The organism is Rhodococcus sp. IEGM 1302 (assembly GCF_030056935.1).
Lineage (GTDB): Bacteria > Actinomycetota > Actinomycetes > Mycobacteriales > Mycobacteriaceae > Rhodococcus_F > Rhodococcus_F qingshengii.
In genome coordinates, this window is the sequence record NZ_JASHKY010000002.1 from 125,880 (window position 1) to 148,892 (window position 23,013).

General features: G+C 62.3%; 24 protein-coding genes. 16 read left to right on the forward strand and 8 right to left on the reverse strand.

The genetic code is table 11. The features are described from left to right. Positions 1–52: 52 nt before the first annotated feature. Positions 53–1,087: an Lrp/AsnC family transcriptional regulator gene (locus QM609_RS05270; protein WP_047272740.1), complete on the forward strand. Its 1,035-nt coding sequence runs from the start codon at positions 53–55 to the stop codon at positions 1,085–1,087. A gap of 3 nt (positions 1,088–1,090) precedes the next feature. On the opposite strand, the gene QM609_RS05275 is transcribed toward QM609_RS05270, so the two are convergent. Both QM609_RS05275 and QM609_RS05280 read right to left on the reverse strand, forming a co-directional pair. Continuing rightward, on the reverse strand, positions 1,091–1,804 hold the full coding sequence (locus tag QM609_RS05275; RefSeq protein WP_007735982.1) for a TMEM165/GDT1 family protein: 714 nt from the start codon (positions 1,802–1,804) through the stop codon (positions 1,091–1,093). Positions 1,805–2,098: 294 nt separating this feature from the next. Beyond that, positions 2,099–2,626, reverse strand: a complete 528-nt coding sequence (locus QM609_RS05280; RefSeq protein ID WP_003944138.1) for a hypothetical protein — start codon at positions 2,624–2,626, stop codon at positions 2,099–2,101. A 165-nt stretch (positions 2,627–2,791) separates the two neighbouring features. Between QM609_RS05280 and QM609_RS05285 the strand changes: the two genes are divergently transcribed. The 4 genes from QM609_RS05285 to QM609_RS05300 all read left to right on the forward strand — a co-directional run bounded on the left by QM609_RS05285 (position 2,792) and on the right by QM609_RS05300 (position 7,416). Next, positions 2,792–4,141: a DUF1254 domain-containing protein gene (locus QM609_RS05285; protein WP_003944160.1), complete on the forward strand. Its 1,350-nt coding sequence runs from the start codon at positions 2,792–2,794 to the stop codon at positions 4,139–4,141. Positions 4,142–4,297: 156 nt separating this feature from the next. Further along, positions 4,298–4,870 carry an HdeD family acid-resistance protein gene (locus tag QM609_RS05290; RefSeq protein ID WP_003944155.1) on the forward strand — a complete coding sequence of 191 codons (573 nt, stop codon included), beginning with the start codon at positions 4,298–4,300 and terminating at the stop codon, positions 4,868–4,870. A 4-nt stretch (positions 4,871–4,874) separates the two neighbouring features. Then, positions 4,875–6,023, forward strand: a complete 1,149-nt coding sequence (locus tag QM609_RS05295) for an AI-2E family transporter (protein ID WP_007735985.1) — start codon at positions 4,875–4,877, stop codon at positions 6,021–6,023. Between the two features lie 43 nt (positions 6,024–6,066). Further along, a complete protein-coding gene (locus tag QM609_RS05300) occupies positions 6,067–7,416 on the forward strand; it encodes a YhgE/Pip domain-containing protein (RefSeq protein ID WP_050655968.1) in 1,350 nt (449 codons plus the stop codon). On the opposite strand, the gene QM609_RS05305 is transcribed toward QM609_RS05300, so the two are convergent. Then, positions 7,413–8,036, reverse strand: coding sequence for a superoxide dismutase (locus QM609_RS05305; protein WP_003944189.1), 624 nt, complete (start codon positions 8,034–8,036; stop codon positions 7,413–7,415). The two genes, QM609_RS05300 and QM609_RS05305, sit on opposite strands and share 4 nt — an antisense overlap. 260 nt (positions 8,037–8,296) lie before the next feature. Between QM609_RS05305 and QM609_RS05310 the strand changes: the two genes are divergently transcribed. From QM609_RS05310 to QM609_RS05320, 3 genes are all read left to right on the forward strand, one after another. After that, the gene (locus tag QM609_RS05310) at positions 8,297–9,475 is read left to right on the forward strand and encodes an acyltransferase family protein (RefSeq protein WP_047272742.1); all 1,179 of its coding nucleotides are present in this window, start codon (positions 8,297–8,299) and stop codon (positions 9,473–9,475) included. Next, positions 9,414–10,127, forward strand: coding sequence for a peptide-methionine (S)-S-oxide reductase MsrA (gene msrA / locus QM609_RS05315; protein WP_020905733.1), 714 nt, complete (start codon positions 9,414–9,416; stop codon positions 10,125–10,127). Before QM609_RS05310 ends, msrA begins: the two co-directional genes overlap by 62 nt. 111 nt (positions 10,128–10,238) lie before the next feature. Continuing rightward, the gene (locus QM609_RS05320) at positions 10,239–10,835 is read left to right on the forward strand and encodes an Rv1733c family protein (protein WP_223304488.1); all 597 of its coding nucleotides are present in this window, start codon (positions 10,239–10,241) and stop codon (positions 10,833–10,835) included. A 15-nt stretch (positions 10,836–10,850) separates the two neighbouring features. Here QM609_RS05320 and QM609_RS05325 read toward each other — a convergent pair whose 3' ends face one another. Next, positions 10,851–11,780 carry an LLM class F420-dependent oxidoreductase gene (locus tag QM609_RS05325; protein ID WP_003944174.1) on the reverse strand — a complete coding sequence of 310 codons (930 nt, stop codon included), beginning with the start codon at positions 11,778–11,780 and terminating at the stop codon, positions 10,851–10,853. Between the two features lie 21 nt (positions 11,781–11,801). Further along, complete coding sequence (locus tag QM609_RS05330) at positions 11,802–13,577, reverse strand: hypothetical protein (RefSeq protein WP_007735991.1); 1,776 nt, start codon at positions 13,575–13,577, stop codon at positions 11,802–11,804. A gap of 415 nt (positions 13,578–13,992) precedes the next feature. On the opposite strand from QM609_RS05330, the gene QM609_RS05335 reads away from it, so the two are divergent. The 4 genes from QM609_RS05335 to QM609_RS05350 are packed head-to-tail and all read left to right on the forward strand — an operon-like array spanning position 13,993 to position 17,529. Continuing rightward, positions 13,993–14,970 (forward strand): DUF4328 domain-containing protein, encoded by a 978-nt coding sequence (locus QM609_RS05335; protein ID WP_007735993.1) that lies wholly within the window; start codon positions 13,993–13,995, stop codon positions 14,968–14,970. Then, on the forward strand, positions 14,967–15,731 hold the full coding sequence (locus QM609_RS05340; RefSeq protein ID WP_003944175.1) for a glycerophosphodiester phosphodiesterase: 765 nt from the start codon (positions 14,967–14,969) through the stop codon (positions 15,729–15,731). Before QM609_RS05335 ends, QM609_RS05340 begins: the two co-directional genes overlap by 4 nt. 11 nt (positions 15,732–15,742) lie before the next feature. Further along, positions 15,743–16,657, forward strand: coding sequence for a DUF5926 family protein (locus QM609_RS05345; protein WP_003944127.1), 915 nt, complete (start codon positions 15,743–15,745; stop codon positions 16,655–16,657). Positions 16,658–16,710: 53 nt separating this feature from the next. Next, positions 16,711–17,529, forward strand: a complete 819-nt coding sequence (locus QM609_RS05350; RefSeq protein ID WP_283337101.1) for an alpha/beta fold hydrolase — start codon at positions 16,711–16,713, stop codon at positions 17,527–17,529. Here the strand turns inward: QM609_RS05350 and QM609_RS05355 are convergent. Together QM609_RS05355 and QM609_RS05360 are read right to left on the reverse strand one after the other, a co-directional pair. Next, positions 17,526–18,071 (reverse strand): ferritin, encoded by a 546-nt coding sequence (locus QM609_RS05355; protein WP_030535839.1) that lies wholly within the window; start codon positions 18,069–18,071, stop codon positions 17,526–17,528. The two genes, QM609_RS05350 and QM609_RS05355, sit on opposite strands and share 4 nt — an antisense overlap. A gap of 154 nt (positions 18,072–18,225) precedes the next feature. Beyond that, positions 18,226–19,152, reverse strand: a complete 927-nt coding sequence (locus tag QM609_RS05360) for a cation diffusion facilitator family transporter (protein ID WP_007735998.1) — start codon at positions 19,150–19,152, stop codon at positions 18,226–18,228. A gap of 179 nt (positions 19,153–19,331) precedes the next feature. Here QM609_RS05360 and QM609_RS05365 point away from each other — a divergent pair, with 179 nt between their 5' ends. Genes QM609_RS05365 through QM609_RS05375 form a run of 3 tightly spaced genes read left to right on the forward strand, consistent with a single transcriptional unit; the run spans position 19,332 to position 21,293 of the window. Then, positions 19,332–19,961 carry a M23 family metallopeptidase gene (locus QM609_RS05365; protein ID WP_042453198.1) on the forward strand — a complete coding sequence of 210 codons (630 nt, stop codon included), beginning with the start codon at positions 19,332–19,334 and terminating at the stop codon, positions 19,959–19,961. A 28-nt stretch (positions 19,962–19,989) separates the two neighbouring features. After that, positions 19,990–20,349 carry a BlaI/MecI/CopY family transcriptional regulator gene (locus tag QM609_RS05370; protein WP_003944179.1) on the forward strand — a complete coding sequence of 120 codons (360 nt, stop codon included), beginning with the start codon at positions 19,990–19,992 and terminating at the stop codon, positions 20,347–20,349. Next, positions 20,346–21,293, forward strand: a complete 948-nt coding sequence (locus QM609_RS05375; RefSeq protein WP_003944128.1) for a M56 family metallopeptidase — start codon at positions 20,346–20,348, stop codon at positions 21,291–21,293. Before QM609_RS05370 ends, QM609_RS05375 begins: the two co-directional genes overlap by 4 nt. On the opposite strand, the gene QM609_RS05380 is transcribed toward QM609_RS05375, so the two are convergent. Beyond that, positions 21,294–21,938, reverse strand: a complete 645-nt coding sequence (locus QM609_RS05380) for a DsbA family protein (protein WP_050655970.1) — start codon at positions 21,936–21,938, stop codon at positions 21,294–21,296. A gap of 126 nt (positions 21,939–22,064) precedes the next feature. Here QM609_RS05380 and QM609_RS05385 point away from each other — a divergent pair, with 126 nt between their 5' ends. After that, the gene (locus QM609_RS05385; protein ID WP_042920585.1) at positions 22,065–23,006 is read left to right on the forward strand and encodes a cytochrome c oxidase assembly protein; all 942 of its coding nucleotides are present in this window, start codon (positions 22,065–22,067) and stop codon (positions 23,004–23,006) included. Positions 23,007–23,013: the final 7 nt, after the last annotated feature.

The following is a 23,013-nucleotide window of genomic DNA, read 5'->3' on the forward strand; positions in this document are numbered from 1 at the left end:
AAACAGGCAGGGATCACCGACCAGAATGCAGTAATCCGGCAATACTGGGCCGATGAAGCCGGAATCCGACGCATTTGTCATCGCGGAATCTGATCTGGAGATCATCAATGCACTTCAGCTCAACCCCCGCGCGTCGTGGACGCAGTTGTCGTCAGTGCTCGACATGGATTCGACGACGATCGCCCGCCGGTGGCGTCGCCTCGTTTCGAACGGTCATTCGTGGGTCAACGCGGTCGCAATCGGTCGAACCCACATATTCGGCTATCTCCTGATCAGGACCACACAGGATTCCGTTGCCGACGTGGGGGAGCTGTTACGTCAACTCTCCTGTGCCTATCTGTTGGCCAGGACGGAAGGCGAGTACGAATATTTCGTCGGAGTCGTGGCCGCCGACCACAAGAGTTTGGACGCTTTGGTGTGTGAGCACCTTGCCGCCGATCCTGGAATTCTGTCGATCAGAAGCCGGGTCGGGGTGAAGGTGTACCGGGACGGGTTCAGCTGGGAGCCGGGCGCTCTGGGGCAAGCGGGTCGGGCTCAGCTGGCAACGGCATCGACAAAGGGCGCTGCGGTGCCGGCAGATCCGACAGAGTTCCGCGAGTCCGACGGTGCCCTGTTGGAGGCGCTCGGCCGTGACGGACGTGCCAGCTATGCGCGTCTCGCCGCGATTTGTGGAACGAACGAGACTGCGATTCGACGGCGCTTGGCCCAACTGACTGCGTCGCAACAGTTGATTTTCCGCTGCGATGTCTCGCAACAGGCCGTCGGTTCACCGTTCGAAGTGATCTTCGACGTCGCTGTGGACGGTTCCACCGACGAACTCGGCAATCTTGTGTCGAGTTGGCCGGAGATCAGATTGTTGGTAGCGACCACCGGAACAGCGAACATGTTGATCAGCGTGTGGCTGAGCAGCCTCGCGCAGAGTCTTGTCGTCGAGGATCGACTCCGCCGAATCGGTAGTGTGCGGATCCTCGATCGACGTGTCTCGCTGTACCCGATGAAGCGGTTCGGGCAGCTACTCGGACCGAGCGGAGTGGCGGAAGGTCATGTCCCGGTCGCAATTTGGGGCGCCGGCGACGTTATTCGTTGAGCGTCAGTCGATCGGCGTCCGATTGTCGTCGACGAGGTGCGTAGCGGAGTCGGTCGCACGGGAGCGCTTCCAGATCATCCGAGCCAGTGCACCCAGCACGGACACGGCCAGGACAACGCCACCGCCGATGATGCCAGCCGACGAGTCCGGGAAGATGCCCTCGAGCAGCAGCCAGATACCGAAGACGAAGAACAGCACCGCGGCGCCGATCTTGATGAATCCGTCCGGAAGGTGCTTGCCCAGCACCGAGCCGACGATGATGGCGAGAGCGTCGGCCGCCACCATGCCTACCGTCGACCCGATCCAGACGCCGATCCAGTCGTTGTCGGTGGCAAGGGTGATGGTGGCGAGCATGGTCTTGTCGCCGAGTTCTGCCAGGAAGAAGGCCGAGGCGACGGCGATGAAGGCGGATCGCGTGACGCGACCGGCCTTGTTCTGCTCGTCGTCGGTGAGATCGTCACCGCGCAAGGTCCAGAGGCCGAAGATCAGGAAAGCGATACCGCCGACGATGGAAATCGCCGCGGTGGGGAGGGCGACGCCCAGGTAGTGGCCGACGGCGACCGAGACGAGGTGAACAAGGGTGGTGGCGACGGTGATTCCGCCGAGGACGACCCACCAGCGATAGCGCAAGGCAAACGTCATTGCCATCAGTTGCGACTTGTCACCGAGTTCTGCGACGAAAATGACGCCGAAACTCAAAAGTATTGCGGCAAGCAAGATTTACTCCTCCGGTCGGTGTAGGTCGGAGGAAAAATGCGAGCCTCCGGCCTGGGCAGGCGCAGTGGGTGCGCTTGTCCGGCCGAAGGTCTCGCCCACCGAGGCCACAAGACCTTCGGTTCGCCAGGCCGGGTGCTTCGCGATCCGCACCAGGGGGAGCGCGTCGAACCAGTATGTCGACACGGGCGATTGGGGGCTACTCCCCTTCGTTGCTGCCCACGTTAGCGCGCCTGAAACGAATTGGCAAAGCGCACAGCAAGTTTGGGAGTCCGAACTTATCGCTTACCGGGGCCGTCACGAGGCGAGGAGCATGGCCAAAACAGCGGTGTCGGGATCGCTGATCGGATCGATGCCGACACGACTGATCATGGAGACGACTGTGCCGTCCGGCTCAGCCTCGACCCACGCCGCACGATGCTCCAAACCCAGATAGGGAAGGCCTGGCAGCAGTACACACCCCGACGCGCTGCCCTCGCATTCCGGCAGGCTGGGCGTGGTTTCCGACGGTGGGTGCAGCATGATCAGCGCCGGTGGCTGATGGTCGGAGAAACGGCCGGGTGTCAAGGCGAAATCGCCGAGTACCGGACCTTCGGCAACCACCAGACCGACGGTGCCCGGCTGCGGATCTTCGGGAACGTCTTCACGGACCCCGAAGACCGTCGTGGTCGGCAACAAACCTGGCATCGAGGCCACGCGGACAGCCAATGCGAGAAGCTGCGCCCACTCCTGGGTGGTGTCCGGCCAACGACCGGAAATGACGAACCCCTGCAAAGACCCAGCGGCTTGGAACGGAGAAATGCCTATTGCTTCGTTTCTGTTCATTTCTGTTCCTCCCTCGGTGCTGGGGCAAATCTCGGGCAGACGCGCATGCGTCGGTCCGGCACACCTCGTTGGGTAATCGAAATATGCACCCATTCGGTACTGGCACACAAGACAGGGAGAGTGCCAGCCAGGTTTGCGCTGGTGAGGGCGGTGGTATGCGCAGACATGACTCTGTCGAAGAACCGTTCTCGGCTGGAAGACCTGGCAACGCAGGCGTGGATCTTCGGATATCCCCTGTTGATTGCTGCGGTATCGCGGGATGTCATGACGGCGGTGCCTTCGCCGGTGGCGATGAAAGCCCCGCTCAACCAGTTCGCCTACGCGCGTACGACGCCGGATGCGACCTTCACCGATGTCGTCTCACCCAACGCGGACACTCTCTACTCGTCGGGGTGGCTGGACGTCTCGACGGAACCGCAGGTGCTCTCACTGCCGGACTTCGGCACGCGGTACTGGCTGGTCCCCATCCTCGACGCGTGGAGCGACGTGTTCACGGTTCCGGGATCTCGGACAGTCGGGCGGACCGGGGGACCGTACCTGGTGGCCGGGCCGAATTGGAAAGGCAACGTGCCCAAGGGTTTGACGCTGCTGCGGTCTCCGACGGCGATGAACTGGATAGTCGCCCGCTACGCGACGTCGGGGGGAACAGACCTGGCAGAAGTGCACAGCCTGCAGGACCGGACGCGACTCACTCCTCTGTCGGAGTGGACGGGTGACCCGCAGGACTACACGCCTGGTGAAATGCCGGTGAACCCTGCCGTCGACACGCGGACGCCGCCGGTGGACCAGGTGGCCGCCATGGACGGCGAGGCATTCTTCACCAGACTCGACGCACTTCTCGACGACAATCCTCCGCGTCCGGAGGACACCGAGATGATGAAACAACTGTCCGACATAGGAATCGGCTCCTCCTTGCCCTGGAGGTCGCGTCCGCAGGAGGTACGTGATGCCCTCGATAGAGCTGCGCGAACCGGTATGGACGTGCTGAGCGAGATCGCCGAAGAGGCCGAGGGCAGTCCGAAGAACGGCTGGACGATGCACCGCGGCTTGGGGCACTACGGAACCCATTACGCTCAGCGGGCTCTGATCGTCTGGCTCGGTTTCGGGGCCAATCTCGATGCTGATGCCGTGTACCCGCATGCCACGACGGACGTCGACGGGAAGCCGCTGACCGGGGCGAAGAAGTACGTCCTGCACTTCGAGAAGGACGAGCTGCCACCGGTCGAGGGCTTCTGGTCGCTCACGATGATGAACGAGCGGCAGTTCTTCGTGGACAACCCGATCGACCGATACGCGATTGGCGATCGAAGCGATCTGGTGTTTGCCGACGACGGTTCCCTCGACATCTATCTTCAGCACGAATCCCCTGGTGGTGAGAAGGAGCGGAACTGGCTGCCGGCTCCGTCCGGCGACTTCAACGTCTTTCTGCGCCTGTACTGGCCGAAGGCGGCAGTGCTGTCGGGATCGTGGACTGCGCCCGGTATTCGAGAAGCAAGTATTCGAGAAGCAGGCTGAAAGTCCCCTCGCTTCGTACCCGAAGAGCACAACTCGGTATCAGCCGCGCGTTTCGATGGGCGGAAAGGTCACAAGAGTCATACGATCTGTCGGTACTGCCCTGTTTGAAGAGCTGTTGAATCGGTCAGAGACACCCGCTTGTTTCGGAGGCTACTGATGGTCACGCAGAATCCGTTCGTGCAGTACGGCAAAGAGATCTGGTGGATGATCCTGATCCGCGGAATCTTCGGCGTGATCTTCGGAATAATCGCGCTCGTGTGGCCGGGAATTACCGTGGTGGCCTTGGTTTTCCTGTTCGGTATCTACTCCATCGCCGACGGTTTGATCACGATAGTTCGCGCCATCCGGGACCGCGAGCATCTGAGCTCGTGGGGTTGGTGGGTGTTCACGGGCGTCGTCTCGGTCGGAGCCGGCATCGTCGCGCTGGTCTGGCCGGGCATCACTGCGCTGGTGCTGCTGTACATAATTGCCTTCTACGCCATCATGTTCGGAATCTTCGGAATTGTCGGCGCCTTCAAGATGAAGGCGCTGCCCGGATCCAGTTGGGGATGGTTGCTCGCCGCATCGGTGCTTGCTGTCATCTTCGGCATCATTCTTCTCATCGCGCCCGGCGAAGGCATCATCAGCCTCATCTGGTTGTTGGGTTGGTACGCAATCCTGTTCGGCCTCTTCATGATCGTGGGAGCATTCCAGATCAGGAGCCGGGCAAAGGAAGCCGGTGTTCTCTAAGCCGGTGTTCTCTAAGAAGGGAAAGCCGGCCGTCGAGGCTCCCACTCCGATCCCCACGCTGTCCGGTAGTGAGAACTGGTCGATCCCGCGCGGTTTGATCGTCCTGCTCGGTATTGCCGCCACCGTGGTCGCCGTCGGCGGAATGAAGGTGTTCGGCGGCATCCTCGGACCGGTATTCCTGGCCCTGGTGCTGACGATTGCCGTTCAGCCCATTCAGGATTGGTCACAGCGCCGAGGGTGGCCCAAGTGGGTCGGGATGTTGGGCTCACTGGTCACCGTGTACCTGATTCTGCTCGGGTTGGCGGCGTCGTTGATCGTGTCGACGGCTCAGTTGGCGACGATCCTGCCGCAGTACTCCGAGGAGATGACCAACCTCCTCAACGAGGGCCGCGACAAGTTGGCCGACTTCGGAGTGAGCACCGAACAGATCCAAAGCACGCTCAGCAGTGTCGATCTCACGAAGGTTGTGGGCGTCCTCGAAAGCGGACTGGAGGGCCTGCTCGGCATCCTGTCGGATCTGGTGTTCATTCTCGCGTTGTTGCTGTTCATGGCCTTCGACGGCATGAGCATCCGCTCGCGGTTGCATGTGTTGTCCGAGCAACGTCCCGAAATCTCCTACGCGCTCTCCACCTTTGCCGCCGGAACTCGCAAATACCTGGTGGTCTCGACGGTCTTCGGTCTCATCGTGGCGGTACTCGACGGTGGCGCGCTGTGGCTCATGGGCATTCAGCTGCCCGTCCTGTGGGCGTTGCTGTCCTTCATCACCAACTACATCCCCAACATCGGGTTCGTCATCGGCGTGATTCCACCGGCGCTCCTGGGACTGTTGCAGGGCGGGCCGTGGCTGATGCTGTGGGTGATCGTCGTCTACTCCGTCATCAACTTCGTGATCCAGTCCATCATCCAACCCAAGTTCGTCGGCGACGCCGTCGGACTGTCGGTGACGATGACGTTCCTCTCACTTGTCTTCTGGTCGTGGGTTCTCGGGGCGCTCGGAGCGCTGTTGGCGATCCCGCTCTCGTTGTTGGTGAAGGCCGTCCTGCTCGATATCGACCCAGCCACGCGCTGGGCCGACATCCTGATCAGTGGCCCTCGGGACATGCCGAAGGAGGAACCAGAGGAGTCTGAGAAGCCGACCACGCCCGCAGGCTAGGGCTCTCAGTGTTTCTACAAGTTGTTGCTTTATCGTCTCGCCCATGAGCGCCGAGAACACCACAGAAAACTCCCATCGCCGGCCGTTACGACTCGGTCGACGGCTGGCAGTCGGTGGTGTGGCCGCGATCGTCGCGGCTGCGGTGGCGGGGATCGGGTTCGTGATCTTCGCGGGCGGTGCCGACACCTCGAACACCGTCGCGATCGTGAACGCCGACGCGGGAACCACGCTCGACGGCAAGGAACTTCGGGCCGGCGACACGCTGGTGGACACGTTGGGCAAGAACGAAGACTTCGACTTCCAGGTGGTCGACAACCCCGGCGGGAACTACTTCGCGACGTTGACCGTGCCGGAGGACTTCAGCGAAACCGTCGCGTCGATGTTCGGCATGGATCCACGGCAGGCGAGCGTCGACCTCGAGGTGAAGGGCTCGGATTCGGAGAAGTCGGCCGAGTTGACTCGGGCCGTATCGGCGCAGGTCGGCGCGGACGGCATCAAGGGCCTGCTGGCTCAGACGTCGGCCGCCAGACGCTCGATCGATCAAAACCTCACCACCGCACAGATTCTGGTCGCCGGAACCAACGAGGCCGGAAAGTCCATCGATCAGGTGAAAGCAGGCGCAGGCACTCTGCTGCCGTACCTCGAGACCGCACGGTCCGGGGCGTTGGAGCTGATGAGCGTCGCGGATCAGGTGTCCGGTGTTGTCGATCAGGCGTCGGGGTCGGCGGAAGAGCTGGCCACGCGCGCGGACTCACTGGGCCTGACGCTTGGGGAGGCGTCGACCTCGACCGCGGAACTGAAGACACGAATCGACGCGCTGCAGACTGCGCTGAACGGCCTTCCGATCCCGCCTGACGTGACAGCGCAACTGGCCGGTGTGAGTTCGGATCTCGGTGCGCTGAATGCGCAACTGGGCACCGTTCCGGCGCTGTTGGGTGGCTCGGTCGGGCCCGATACGGAGCTCGGTGATCTAGTCCGCACCGCTGTCGGGCAGCTGCAAGGCGCGAGCGATCAACTGAGCAGTGCTGCCGGACAATTGAACGACGGCCTCATTCCCATCGCTGATCAGGCGCCGCAGATGCTCGGTGACGTGACCGATCAGATCACCCAGGGATTCACGACGCTGCAAGGAATCGCCAAGTCACTGGTCACGGGCCTCGACGGCGCAAAATCCGGTATTCCCGCGATGACCACCCCGCAGCAGGTTCAGCTGACCTCGGTGCTGTCGGATCCGGTGGCCGTGAATCAGACCACCGCGAGCAGCGGTGACTCCGGAACTCGCACACTGGCATTGGTCTTCGGAGCCACGACGGTCCTGCTCGGTGGTGCTCTGCTGACACGAACGGCGGCGCCCCTGGTGAGGCGCCGCCGTTCGAAAGAAGAGCGTGACTAGACGATCAGACCTGCGGTCTGGGTACGTGCACGGTCGAAGCGAGCCGAAACGTCGTTCCAGTTGACGATGTTCCAGAATGCCTTGACGTAGTCGCCCTTGACGTTCTGGTAGTCGAGGTAGAAAGCGTGCTCCCACATGTCGAGGAGCAGCAGCGGCGTGAGGCCGATGGAGATGTTGCCCTGCTGATCGTAGAGCTGGACGATGATCAGACGCTGTCCGATCGAGTCCCACGCGAGGATGGACCAGCCGGAGCCCTGGATGGCGTTGGCGTTCGCGGAGAAGTGAGCGCGGAAGAGATCGAACGAACCGAAGTTGTCGTCGATCGCTGCGGCGAGTTCACCTTCGGGCTTGTCGCCACCGTCAGCGCTGAGGTTGTTCCAGAAAACGGTGTGGTTGGTGTGGCCACCGAGGTGGAACGCCAGGTTCTTCTCGAGCAGGTTGGCCTGCGCTGCGATGGTGTCGTTCTCACGAGCCTCGGCCAGCTTCTCGAGTGCAGCGTTGGCACCGGCGACGTAAGCCGCGTGGTGCTTGTCGTGATGCAGCTCCATGATCTTGCCCGAGATGTGCGGCTCGAGGGCTGCGTAGTCGTAGGGGAGTTCCGGCAGCGTGTAAACAGACACGAGGGTCCCTTCTTTGCGGGCTGGTGAGCCCTGGTGCTTTAGAGTGCGTCGATCACCGGTCACGGCGTGACGTCACTCGCGTATGTGCAAATCATTCTTCGGGTTTCCACCCAATAACATTCGTACACCGTCCGCAACAGTCCGGCTCAGGTAGTAATCACCAAAGAATAAAATTTGGGAAACCGAACTTGCCCCGATCTAAGGGTAAGCTAATATGCGCAAATTCGTCGTAAAGGTGAACGGAACCTTAAACTTGCGCGATGCCCGCACCAGTTTTCCTCCCGGAATCACCAGAGGCGGCCGCGCCTCGGGTGAATCTTCCGGGCGCTGACCTGCTGCGAGCCCTGGCGGTTGCCGCCGTGATCTACTCCCACATCTCTTTCTACGTCATCGACGATCTCGGCTCGGGTTGGTGGGTGATCGACGTCGTCTACGGCGTTTTGATCGAGCCTGCCGAACTCAACCAGCACCTCTCTTTTGTCGGCGTCGCAGTATTCATGATGCTTACCGGTGCTCTGGTGACGCGATCCGCGATTCGCGACGGCCCCGGAAAGTTCTTGACCAACCGATTCAGTCGACTGCTGCCCGCATTCTGGGTGGCGACCGCGATTGCCATTCTTCTGGTCCGCCTCGGAATCAACGGAATGTTCAGCGGTCAGGAAGGTATTTCCGATACCGAAGCGTTGATGAGCTTTTTTCTCGGCGGATTCTTTCTCAAGCCCGAGGTGGCAGTTCTGGGAGTGACCTGGACACTCACCGTCCAATTCCTCTTTTATCTCGCATGCGTAGCGGCTCGCCCGATACTGCGGCTGCGACCGATCGTCATGCCGCTCGCCGGTGGTGCGCTGTGCTCGCTGGTGTTGCTCTACAACGTCTACGCGCCGCTGCCGTACACCGTGCCGATGCTGTCCAAGATCGCCGCGACGCTGCCGGCCGTCTTCCTCGGCCAGATCATGTACCTCGCGTGGGCGAAGCTCGCTCCCGGCCGCTGGCTGATCGCGGCCGTCCTCGTCCAGATGCACGTCATCATCGTGGCGACCCAGTTCCGCGTCTACTGGGCCGGTGAGCACTATCTGTGGACCATTTCGGTAGTCGCCGCAGCGGTAGTTCTCATCGGCCGCTACGACGGCGTCCCGACGCGCTGGCCGGTCGTGAAGTGGCTCTCGACGCGTAGTTACGTCATCTATCTCGTGCACACCCTGATCCTGTACCGCGTCGTCGAGAACACTGTTTTGTACGTCGGACCGACGCTGGCGTTTGCGCTCTTCCTTCTGGCCACGGCCGCGGTAGCAGAAATCGGCTACCGGTGGGTGGAGCTGCCCGGCGCCCGCGCGATCACGGCGTGGCGAAACAGTCGCTCGCGCGTAGCATCGAAGCATGAGCTGGTACGACGACATTCTGGGACGAGCGTCCGCAAAATCCACGCTGATCGCGCCTGAGGACGCACTCCCGGGCCGAGAGCAGAAAATGCCGGTTCCGACCGCGCACTACGTCAACGGGCATCCGTTGACGCCGCCGTTTCCGGCCGAACTGCAGACCGTCGTCGTAGGGATGGGTTGTTTCTGGGGCGCCGAGAAGGAGTTCTGGCAGCTTCCCGGCGTGTACACGACCGCTGCGGGTTATGCGGGCGGCTTCACGCCCAACCCGACGTACGAAGAGACGTGCTCCGGACGTACGGGTCACACCGAAGTCGTGCTGGTGGTCTTCGATCCCGCAGTGATCTCCTACGAGCAGATCCTGGCGCACTTCTGGGAGAACCACGATCCGACGCAGGGGATGCGTCAGGGTAACGACCAGGGCTCGCAGTACCGTTCGGCGATCTTCACGACGTCCGCGGAGCAGGAAGAAATCGCTCATGCGTCGGCCGTCGCTTTCGGTGAACGGCTTGCCGAAGCCGGATATGGAGCGATCACCACCGAAATCGGCCCGCTGCGCGACTTCTTCTACGCGGAGGATTACCACCAGCAGTATCTGGCGAAGAATCCCGGCGGTTACTGCCCGGTGCATGCCACGGGCGTCAGTTGCCCGGTCGGATTGCTCCGTCAGGATCAGGTTCCGGCGCAGACGGACATCCTTCCGCCGAGCGAATAACTGGACAGGTGTTGGAGGACACATGTGATTCAGCTCGTTAACACTTGCAACTAGATCGAAACAAAGGGAATCTCGATGTAAGAGTGTGTCGTCGAGAGAACTGAGCTCACAATGTCAGGTAGTACGCGAGGAACTGCGTCGCTGCTCCGACGCACAATTCATGTAGGCCACGATCCGATGGTTCGCCGCAGTGATCGGATCGAAGGGTTCATGTCCTTCGGTCTGATCATTTTCGCGATTCTTCTGCTGCCTCTCGCGGTATGGGCAGGGGCTGCGACTGCTTCGAGCCAGAACGCACTGATCGCCAAACAATCCGCCGAATTACACAGTATTTCGGCGACGACGACAGCAGATTCGACGCAGACCACCGCCTCGACAGCCGATTACATTGCGCCGACCACCGAAATGGCCAGCGCGCAGTGGAACTGGAACGGCCAGGTTCACACGGGTGATGTCACTGTCGACTCGGCGACGCCCGCCGGCACCGAGGTCCCCATCTACGTCAATGATCAGGGCGACAAGACCGTAGCTCCGATCACTCAGAGTGCTGCCGACGTCGCAGCCGTGGTGACCGGGGTTTTCACCTGGTTCAGCGTGATGTCGCTGCTGGTCATCGCTTTCATGCTGGTGCGCGTCTTTCTCGACCGTTCCCGCTCGGCCCAGTGGGACCGAGACCTACGCGCGTTCCTCGACGCGAACGCGCTGTAGATCCCGGCCCATTCCTTACTGCAGTTGGGGCATGACCTCGCTTGCGACGAGTTCGAGATGATCCAGATCGGCGAGATCGAGAGTCTGCAGATACACGCGCTGTGAACCGGCGTCGGCGAAAGTGCCGATCTTGTCGACCAGCTCCGAAGGTGTTCCGGCCAGACCGTTCTCACGTAGCTCGTCGACGTCGCGTCCGATAGCCTCGGCGCGCTTCTTGATCTCCGCCTCGTCGCGGCCGCAGCACAGGACGAGAGCGTTGGAGTACACCAATTCGTTCGGATCGCGCTCGTGCTCGACGCAAGCCTGACGAACCCGCGCAAAGATGTCCTTCGTTTCCTCGAGGGACTTGAACGGGATGTTGAACTCGTTTGCGAACCGAGCGGCGAGCGCTGGAGTCTTCTTCTTGCCTGTGCCACCGATCAGGATCGGCGGACCGTCGACCTGGTGCGGTTTGGGAAGCGCGGGAGAGTTCTTGATCTGCACGTGCTTACCGTCGTAGTCGAACGTGTCGCCGACCGTCGTACGCCACAGACCGGTCACGACGTCGAGAGTTTCCTCGAGCAGTTCGAAGCGATCCTTGAGCGCCGGGAACGGGATGCCGTACGCCTGGTGCTCTTCCTCGTACCAGCCGGCACCGATGCCGAGGTCTACGCGGCCACCACTCATCTGATCGACCTGTGCGACCGAGATGGCCAGCGGTCCGGCGTGACGGAACGTAGCCGACGTCACCAGAGTGCCGAGGCGGATGGTGGATGTTTCGCGGGCGATTCCGGCGAGCGTGATCCACGCGTCGGTGGGCCCGGGAAGGCCGTCGGAATTCATGGCGAGATAGTGGTCCGAGCGGAAAAATGCGCCGTAGCCGAGTTTTTCGGCGGTCTGGGCAACAGTCAGTAGTTGTTCGTAGGTAGCGCCCTGCTGGGGTTCGGTGAATATACGCAGCTCCATGAGTTCTACTCTGCCACTATTTCACTTGGTCGGGACGACGGCACCGACTTGTCCGGCGCCGAAACACAGGGTCGGTCCCGGCGCTGTCGGCGTGATCTTCACGCTGTTTCCGTGGCCGACCAGGCGCACGAACACCGAGTGCAAACCTTGGGTGACGGGTACGGATACTGCGTCGCCGGACTCCAACGCAACATCGATCGTTCCGTCGGCGCTGGCGAGGTAATTGAGCTGAACCGTCCATTCCCAGCCGGCCAGGGGGCCGTCGAGGGGGAGCTCGGTCGGGCCTTCGGCACGGGTGCCGCAGTTCGGCGCCGTTCCTTCGGGAATCCTTCTCGTCCAGGTCACTTCGGCATCGACGATCTGACCGCTGTCGTCGATGGCGCGCAGAATCGGAGTGCTGGAAGAGAATTCGGGGCGATCAGGCAGCGGCGCGAGAACGTTGCTTGCCAAATTGTTCGGAAAGGCGACGGGAAGGAGCACTTCGATCGCGACGGGTTGCTCGAGCAGTGGAGCATCCTGATTCTGTGACAACGACATTCGCGCGTTCGCGAGGTAGTCGCGGGTCGGGTTCTCGCGCCAGATGTCGACGAACGTGACGGTCGAGACGAGCGAACTGATCACGAAGAGCACTGACAGGCCGGCGGCGACTGCGACGGGCAAACGGGCCGGACGTCGCCGAGGCGCAGCGAGAATAAGAGCGGCGGCGAGGGCGAACACCGTCGCCGAATCCGTGAAGTAACGCAAGGTCTGCGCCAACTCGTAAGTGGTGTCGGTGTCGGATCGGGTAGCGGTCATCGCCACCACGGAGGCCAGGAAGTACAGCGCCGCGGCAGCCCAGATCCAGGCAGCGCCGCGTCGGGCACGCACTGTCATCACGGCCGTCGTCAGCAGCGCGGCCCAGGATGCGACCACCAAGAGCGTCGGCGGATCGGCCCAGGCGGGGCTGGGGATCCACCGCTCCCAGCGCCAGGGGCCGCCGAGAAGAGTGGGAAGCATCCCCAAAGACGTTCCGTGATGCAGCAGTTCGGTGGACATCGAACGGCCGTATCCGGTGATCGGAGATTCGACAGTTGTCAGATACACCGGAATCCAGATCGCGAGCACGGCGGCGCAGGCCGTCCACAGGAGTCGGCACTTCGTGATCGCACTTCGTATCGGCGTTCCTTCACCTTGTGTGCGCAAGTACAGCACCAGAAAAGCGAGTGCCACGAACGGAACGAGCACTGCTTTCTCGAAGAACAGCAAGGAGATGACAAAAACCGCGGTGCCCGAGAACACGTAGCGCACCTGCCCGGTGCGGTACAGCTTGATCGCGTCGCCGCATGCCCAGGCCAGCGCGATCTGGAGCGGCAATGCATTGAGCGCGGCTGCCCACCACGAGAACGCCGGAAGTGTCAGCGGGACGAACAGATACAGGAGCAGCGGAATCAACAGTGCCGGTCGCCGGCCGAGGACCAACCGAAGAGTGCGCAGAAGCGCCAACGACGCGGCGGCCTGACCGATGACGAGCAGCGTTGCCGACAGCGCCCAGTTGTACGGCGCGATACGGGCGATCAACCCGGTGAAGAAGAAGGCCGCGGGCATGAAGTGACCGTCGTGGTCGTAGAGCAGGAGTTCGCTCGAGAAGAGTGGGAAGCGTCCTCCGCGGCCCATCAGGATGAGGTCGTCCCAGTAGAAGTAATTGCTCGCGGCAACCCAGACGCGAATGACGAGCTGACATCCGATCAACACGAACGCGAGCTGCGTGACCCGTCTCGGGGTGAACGTCAGAGTTGGCTCGGGCTGTGGAGAAGTCATCGACGGTCATGCTTCCAGGTGTGTCAAAAACCGACTTCTCATAAAAAGGGGATACCGGTCTTTTCTGTCTTTTCGGGAGCAATTTCTGAATGGATTGTGAACTTTGCCGGGATAAATGACGTCGACGCCCGAAAGTTCACTGACCTGCGGTGTCAAATTCATCCTCGAGCCTGTGCATCGTTCGCTAACACCTGTCAGCAAATTCTCAGGGTCTTGCCCGTGACCTGTGGATAAAGCCCGATTCATTCATCCAGAACTGTGGATGAACCTGTGGAAACTGTGGATAACTCGAGTTTTTAAGTGGCGGAGGTCACATTATTCGAACAATGCAGGTGAACGCGGTGGAGGTTCGATCACAAATCGGGAGTGAATCCATTTGCTGCCGTTACCGATACGGCGTGACAGAATCGAAGTTGTGAGTGTCGTTCAGGTCTGCGCCCGGTGCGCCGCACGCTGGCCTGTCGTCGGCGGCCCGACGCAGTGGTGCCCGCGCTGCAGCGGCGTCCTGCTGATCCCCACCCGCACCGAGATCTACCAACCGCCCAACCGCCGTGGCTTCCGCTGGATCGCGCGCTCCCCGTCCGACCCCCGCGGCGTGGGGGACGCACCAGTGCGTCGTAGCTTCTCCACTCCGCGCTACGACGCTGTCCCGCAGTGGGGACTCCAGGACGTCGTCGATACCTCACCGGTGCCGCCCTCGCGAGCGGACCGGATGGCCGACCGAGTCGGGCCGTTGCTGACGCTCGCAACGATCCTCTACGGACTGGCGGTGTTCGCCGAACTGGGCAGATACGCGATCCTGGTCCGCAACCGCACCAGGCTGATCCCGCAGCCGCTGCTCACGGTCTCCGACGCCGCCGTGTACTTCACTCAGTTGGGTGGACTGCTGATCTCGGTCTTCGCGGCAATCGCCGCTGTGTGCTGGCTGCTTCGTCGGCGTCGTGAACACTTCGCAGGTGCCCGGGAATCCGATCCACGCACAGCGTCGGAAGTTGTCGTCGGCTGCGCTGTGCCGATCCTCAACCTGGTGATGCCGGCCGTTTATCTCTTCGAGTTGGTCCGCCGCGATCCGCGCGGAACCCTGCTGGTCAAGATCTGGTGGGGCTTCTGGGGATTCAGCGCTCTGCTGCTGGTGGTCAACGCGTACTGGCGATCACGCCCGGGGATTCAGGCAATGGCCGACGGGGTTCTGCTGAACGCTTTCATCGCACTGATCGCTGCCGTCACCGCGGCGTTGACACTCGTCGTGATCCGCCGGATCGAGCGCAAGAGCTGGCGCGGTGAACCGGAATCGGAAACCCGGTGGGTGCCAGTTCCGCGCTCGGTGCTGGAAGAAAAGACGGTGCTGGACGAGAAGACGGTGCTGGACGAGAAGGAGACCGCTGCCCTGTGAGCCCAGATCGTCGAGGTCCACTCGTCGTTGCGCACCGAGGTGCGTCGGCTGCGCGGCCGGAGCACACCCTCGCCGCCTACGAACTGGCCCTCGAGGAGGGTGCGGACGGGCTCGAATGCGACGTCCGGCTCACCCGCGACGGACACCTGGTCTGCGTTCACGACCGCAAGGTCGACCGCACCTCCAGCGGGACGGGGATCGTCAGCGAGATGACGCTCGATTCGCTGAACGCTCTGGACTACGGGTCGACGAGCGAACCGGCCGAACTGCTGACTCTCTCCGATCTCATCACCCTCGCTCTGGATTTTGCGCGCCCGGTGAAGCTGTTCATCGAGACCAAGCACCCCGTGAGGTTCGGCGGATTGGTCGAAGCCAAACTCCTGGCGGAACTGCACCGCTTCGGGATCGCGTCACCGCCGTCGGCCGATCATTCGCGCGCTGTCGTCATGTCTTTCTCGGCGAGTGCGGTGTGGCGAGTGCGTCGTTCGGCACCGCTGCTGCCGACGGTCCTGCTCGGTGACGCGTCGCGGTACCTCGGCGGCGGTGCGTCGACGGCTGTGGGCGCTACGGCGATCGGGCCGTCGATCAAGGCGCTGCGCGAACATCCCGATCTGGTCGATCGGGCCGCTGCTGCGGGTCGCGCGACGTACTGCTGGACCGTCGACGACAAGGCGGATGTGGACCTGTGTCGTGAGCTCGGGGTCAGTTGGGTTGCCACCAACCATCCCGGGCGCACGAAGCAATGGCTGGGCAGCGTGTAGATTTTGCCCTCGTGGCCAAGAAGAGCAAAAGAAACAGTGGACCGAAGCAGGGCAGCGCACGCGCAGAGAAGCTGGCGGCACGCCAAGCAGAGCGTGAAGCCGCTGCCGGCGTAGTCAGCCGCCCGTTCGAGGGCCTTGCCGCCGAGTGCGATCTGGTTGCGCTGCGCGAATTCGTTCCGTCCGCCACGGCTCCGTTGCCGGTCATCGGCTCCGACCGTCCCGTCACGTTGGCAACGGTCCTCCCCGGCGCTGTTGCCGCACTCGTCCGCGACGAGGGCGAGACGGCCACAGGATTTGTCGGTGTCCAGGTTCAGGCGCACTCGGCCGACCTCGGCGCAGACCTCGCCGCTTCGGTGAACTGGATCAAGGACGCGGCCCCCGGCGACGCGCTTTCTGCCGCGAACCCCGATTCCGAGACCCCCGCAGTCACCGCTGTCGTCGATCCCTCGGCCCTGCTCGACATCACCGTGCACCAGAACTTCAACTGGTGGATCCCCGAGGGCGTCGAAACCGATCCCGAGGTTGCCGCCACCGTGCAGCACGCCAACTCGGCGATCATGCCCTCTGCACGCCTCGAAGGCGACGGCCTCGTTGCCGCGTGGTGGGTCGACGCCGGCGAGAAGGCGCACCTGCGTTGGGTTCGTCCCGAGAGCGAAGACGACCTGATGCTCGCGCTGGCGCGCGTGCACGCGACCGGTGGACTGCATCTGGGTGAGGGCTCGCGCTACGCAGGCTCGTTCCGCACCCACGGCCTGTTGGTTCCCGTCTTCGACCTCGACCGCGAAAAGCATGCAAACGAGTGGGTAGCGGCAACCGTCGAGCTCGGTGAGCGTCTTGCCGAGGCTCTGGCCGTCGATGCTCCGCTGACCTCGGCCGAGCTTCGCTCGCGCGACGGACTTCGTGGTCGTCAGGTCACGCTGCGCTGATTTTTTCGCCCGAACTATAGGCGTTACGCGAAGTTACGGTTAATGTTGGTGACATGACCTTGTCGCATGACATCTCCGGTAGTGGTCCCACGCTTGTGCTCGTCCATGGCATCGTCCATCGACGGCGGGCGTGGGATTCGCTTTTGGACCAGCTGACGCCGTACCGCCGCGTCGTCACCGTCGACCTGCCGGGTCACGGAGAGTCGCTGCTGCCCGAACTCGGTCCGGACGTCATGGGACAGCTGATCGACGATGTCAGTGAGTTCGTCAAGGAAGTGACGCCGGCGGGGGAGCGTGCCCACGTCGCGGGAAACTCCCTCGGCGGCTGGATTGCCCTCTCGCTGGCAGCGCGCGGAGATGTCGCGTCGGCGACAGCTCTTTCGCCGGCCGGGTTCTTTGTCAATCACCTCGATCAGGTGCGAGCGATCAACACGTTCCGTGCACTGCGCGGCACGGCCAAGCTCATGGGTGACGGATTGCCACGCGCATTGCGGTACAAGCTGATTCGCTATCCGGCGCTCGCCGCGTTCTTCGCTCATCCGAGTCATGTCGGTTATGCAGCGGCGTTGGCCGACTGCCGTTCGCTCGTGTCGAACGAACTCGTCGATCTCGGTCTCGAGATGGACTTCGTGCTGCCGCCCATCGTGGATCCCACTGTGCCGGTGACGGTTGCGTGGGGTCGACGCGATCTCATCCTGCCCGTGTATCAGGCGCAGCGCGTGAAAAAGCCGTTCCCGCAGGCAAAGTTGATGGTTCTGCCCGGCCTTGGGCACGTACCGATGACAGATGCCCCCGAGCTGATCAGTTCGATCCTGCTGGCAGGAAGCGAACCGTTCGGCTCGAGGGCAAAATCCGTGAGTGCTGCAGGCTAGATGGTTCCGCCGGCTGCGCTCGGTGCACCGGTGGTGTCACCGACGGTGCTCATCTCGCGGGACACGAAGTCTTCGAGGTCGAACAGGTTGGCGCCTGCGCGGTCCGCGATGGTGAGAAGTGTTGTCATGCTTGCAACTTCCTCGACCTGCTCCTTGAGGAACCACTGCATGAACTGCTCGCCGAGGTAGTCGCCTTCTTCGCGGGCAGTGCTCGCGAGCTGGACGATCTGCTCGGTGACCGTCTTCTCCTGCGTCAGCGCGAGAGCGATGGGCTCGCGGGCATCCTTGAAGTCGGCCTTCGCGGCGTCGACGCCGGTGAGTTCGACATTGATGTCGCGATCGAGGAAATACTGAACGATCATCATGGCGTGGTTACGCTCTTCCACAGCCTGCTTGTAGAAGTGCTTTGCCAGCTGTGGCAGATCCGCATTGTCGAAGTAAACCGCTGTCGCGATGTACTGATGCGAAGCGTTGAACTCGTTGCGAATCTGGTCTCGGAGTAGTGCGTGGAATTTGGTCATGTGAGTCTCCCCAGAAGTCATGAATTCCAAAATAGTGCAGGTCAGAGGCCCTGTCATCCCAGTATGACCTTATTGTGGTAAGCGTTCCCAAACTAAAGAAGACCTAATTTTTCTTCGAATTCGGTGAGGTTATCGAGCCCGGTGAATTCGAATGTTTCATTTAGGAATGTCCATTTCACCAGGCGAGTTCCGCGCATTTACCGTCGCTTCCCTGTAGTTCCACCTGTACGGTGGCGTGCCCCAGTTCGAATACCTCGGCAAGCAAGGTTCGGGTTGCTGCGAGCACGGTTGTGGGATCGGCGTCACTGACCGCGGTGACGTGAACGGAAGCAACTTCCATCCCCGAGGTGAGTGTCCAGACGTGCAGATCGTGCGCGTCGACGACTCCCGGCAGAGCGTTGATCTTCTCGATGATCGAGGTGACGTCGATGCGGTCGGGAGCCTGCTGGAGGAGGATGCGAACGGCGTGGCGGCCCAGGTTGAAGGCACGTGGCAAGACGAAGAGGCCGATCGCGACGCCGATGACGGGGTCGGCGTAGCGCCAACCGAACGCGAGCGTGACCAAGCCGCTGACCAGGACGCCGATGGACCCGACCATGTCCGCCATGACTTCGAGGTAGGCGCCGCGGATGTTGATGCTTTCCTTCGCGCCGCTGCGCAGCATGAGGAAGGCGATGACGTTCATCGCCAGACCGACGACGGCGACTGTCGCGACGGGAAGGCCGGGAACCTCGGGCGGATCCGTGAAGCGGCTGGCGGCCTCGTAAAGCACCCACCCGGCGACTGCGAAGAGCAGGATCGCATTGGCCAGTGCCGCAAACACTTCCGTGCGGTACATGCCGAAAGTACGGTCGGGGCGCCGGGCGGCACGCTGTGCGACGAGGATCGCGGCGAGCGCCATGAAGATGCCGAAGATGTCTGTGAACACGTGCGCCGAGTCCGAGAGCAGGGCCAGTGACGAGGTGAAGAGGCCGACCGTCACCTGCAGCACGAAGGTCACCAACCCGAGGCCGGCGGCGATCCACAGTTTGTTGACATGCTTGCCGCTGTTGCTGGTCGCAGCCTCGGCGGGGGAGATTCCGTGCCCGTGTCCGTGTGACATCGAAGGTCCTTTCGTCGACGCCAGCCTAGACACATATGCATATATGCGCAATAGTGCATGTCTTAAAAACTATGCAACATAGTTGTAAGGTGGCGGCGTAGACCTTCATTTGTCATCGACGCGAGGACCGAGAAGTGGGAAGACATCGAAAATCCGAGCCGATCAGACCCGGCGGGCGCATGGCCGCGGTTTCCGTGGCGACGGGTGCAATCCTCGCGTCCGGCACTTCCATCGGGCACGCGTCGCCGCCGCCGATTGCAGTCGAGGATGCATCTGCGGTGTCGGCGCCGGAGATCCTCGACCTTGTCCGGCCGACGGATCTTGCTGGAATAGCCGAACAACTCGGCAAGACGCGACAACTCGAATCCGAGCGAGCGGCGCTGGCGTTCGAGGCCGAAAAGCCACAGGTGATGGCCCCCGTCAGCGGGACGATGACGTCCAACTTCGGTCCACGGTGGGGAACCACCCACTACGGTCTCGACATCGCGAACGCGATCGGAACGCCCATCGTGTCGGCGACCGACGGTGTTGTGCTCGAATCCGGTCCCGCCGCGGGATTCGGGCTCTGGGTCCGCATCCAGCAGGACGACGGGACCGTCGGCGTCTACGGACACATCAACGAGGCGCTCGTGGTTGCGGGTCAGAAGGTGCGGGCGGGTGAGTTGATCGCGACCGTGGGCAATCGTGGACAATCGACAGGACCACACCTGCACTACGAGGTGTGGCAATCTGACGGACAGAAGACCGATCCGCTCGCGTACCTGAATTCCCGGGGCGTGTCGTTCGGGGAGAAGACCACGGGCGACTGAAGTTCTGTCACGACGCGATGGAGGAGCAATGCAGGGGCTTGGCGGACTCGAAGCCGAGGTCATGGATGTGCTCTGGCAGTCCGACGACGCGCTCTCGGTCAAGGATCTGGTCGAGACCCTGGGTGAGCGTCGACAACTTGCGTACACCACCATCCTGACCGTCGTGACGCATCTCTACGACAAGGGCTGGGTGAGTCGTGAGAAGAAGAGTCGCGCCTACTTCTATCGGCCGAGTCGCAGCCGTGAAGAGGCCACATCCAGAGCACTGCGCGAATTGTTGGACAGCAGTTCCGATTCCGCTGCCGTGCTGTTGCACTTCGCCAAGACCATGACAGATGCCGAGAACGAGGCCCTGCGCCGGGGTCTTTCCGGGGAAGGTGTGCAATGACATTGGCGTTGCCGATGTTTCTCGGTGCGATGCTCGTGGGATTCCTGGTTCCGAGAGTGTTGCGAGCCGTTTCCTCGGCGTTGTCACCGGCGGTGCTGCTCGCGGCGTGGCTCGGCAGCATGGCGTCGGCTTTGTATCTCGCTCTCTCCGCGGTCTTGGTTCTGGTGTGGCCGAGCCACGCGCCGGTCGAGGGGCTGGTCGACGGTATCGCTCGGTGTTTCAGCGCCTTCGCGCACGGCACGAGTTCATGGGTGGGTGAACTGATCACCGGCACAGCCGTTGCTGTGGTGGGTGTGATCGCCGTTCGGATCGTGCTGGCCGGCCGCAAGCAGGCACGTGAGCACGCGAGGGTCCGAGATTTCCATCGTGATGTTCTCTCGATCGTCGCGCGCCGCGACAACTCGGAGTCCGACGTGTTGTGGTTGGATCATCCGCTGCCTATGGCGTACAGCGTCGCCGGAAAGCCTGGATTTGTTGTTGCGACGCAAGGCTTGTCATCCGCTCTCAGTGGAGGCGAGCGTGATGCTGTCCTCGCGCACGAGCGTGCACACCTGAGCGGCGGTCATCACCGAATTGTCGGTGCGTGCGAAGTCTTGGCCGCTGTTCTTCCGCGAGTGCCGTTGTTCGCGGCGGCACCCGCTGCCGTCGGCGCGATCGTCGAACTGTCGGCGGACAGACACGCCGCTCGCGTCACCAGCCCGGCTGCGGTGCGTTCCGCCCTTGCCGTGGTGTCGAAATCGCCGCTTCCTCAGCCGGACTGGAGCTTGAGCGATCGCGGCAGCGCGACCGCGGTGCGATTGAGTTCCCTGGTCGACGGCGACGTGGCGTCGCCTCGGCGACTGACCTGCGCGGTGGCGGCCTGTGCGCCGGCCGCTGTCACGACGGCCGTTGCCGCAGCCGTGACGGTGGCCGTCTCCGCGGGGATCTGCGCTGTTCTGACCTGATCATTCTCCCAAGGCCGAATCGATCTGGGCTTTCAACTGCTCGTAGCTCGGCATCTGGTCCAGCTTCACGTCGTTGAGGAACAGCGTCGGAGTACCTTGGATGCCGAGGCGTCGGCCTTCTTCGAAGTCGCGCTCGACTCGCTCGCGGACGCCGCGGCTGCCGAGGTCGGATTCGAATCGGGCCATGTCAAGACCGAGATCTTGTGCGTAGGAACGGAACAGCGCCTCCTGTGATTCGGCGGATTCACCCCACTGCGACTGCGTCTCGTACATTCGCTTGTACATCTCGACGAATTTGCCCTGGCGAGATGCGGATTCGACGACCTGCGCCGCGAGAGTGCTGTTGGTGTGACTCGGAATCGGAAAGTATCTGATGCCGAACGTGATTCGATCCTCGTACTCCGCTCTGATCCGCTCCATCGTCGGGTACAGCGCGAGGCAGGCTTCGCATTCGAAGTCGAGGAACTCGACCAGGTTCACCTTGCCGTCGGCGGCCGAGGTCAATCGGTACGCGTCGTCGGTGAGGACGGCGGTGGATTGTGCTGCCCGATCGGCGTTCTCGTTGTCCGCCCGAATCGGATCGACGGTGATGAACGTGATCAGTGCTACCGCGAACACCGCGATCAGGGCGGCGGATATCTTCATGCTTCTGGACACTGCTGTGCACCTGTACCTTCCGTCGAATTCCTAAATACTATCCAACATAGTAGTTAGGTGTAGAGTCGACGGTACCCGCATGGAGACGAAGGAGGACCCGCCGGTGAAGCGTTCGTGAATGACACGCCGCCGCCGTCGATCGGGCAGATGCTGGAGTGGGATACCTCATCCCTCCCGCTTCTTCCTGCCCTGGGAGTTGTTCTTGCACTCTGGTATTGGACTGGCGCTCAGCGAGTTCGCGCGAGTGGGCGACCATGGCCGTGGCATCGGACAGCGTGTTTCCTCGGTGGGTGCCTGCTGCTGATCGCGGTAACCGGACTGAAGGTCGAGAGCTACGGCTACGAACTCTTCAGCGTCTGGATGTTCCAACACCTGACGCTCTCGATGGCGATCCCGCCGCTCTGGGTACTGGGCTCGCCGGGACTGCTGCTACTACGTTCGACGCCGCACCGAGGAATAGGAAAAGGCATTCTCGCGCTTGCCCTCTCGGCATTGCGCAGCCCGCCGGCGCGGTGGATGCTGCACCCCGGGTTCACGATCCCGGTATTTCTGTTCAGCTACTACGGGATCTACCTGTCGCCGATCTTCGACACCGTCTCGGCGTTACCGGCTGGACACGTCTTTCTCGAAATCTTCTTTCTCGCCAGCGGTCTGCTATTCATCATGCCGGTGCTCGCCACCGGCCCACTGCCGGTGCGACAGAGCTACCTCGGCCGGTGTTTCGACCTGTTCGTGGAGATGCCGCTGCACGTGTTCATCGGCGTCGTACTCATGATGGCGACAAAGCCGCTGCTGACCACGTTCGTGGATCCGCCTCCGGAGTGGGGCGTGGACGTGATGCAGGATCAGCAGCTGGCGGGCGCCCTCGCGTGGTCGTACGGAGAGCCCGTCGCGCTGGTGGTGGTCGTGATCTTCGCGATGCGCTGGAACCGCGACGACAAACGGATGAATGCCGACCTGGACCGCCGCGCCGAGATCGACGGCGACAGTGATCTTGAGGCGTACAACAATTTCCTCAGATCACTGAACGCCGCCGAGCGGCCTGAGACTCGGTAGGCCGGTG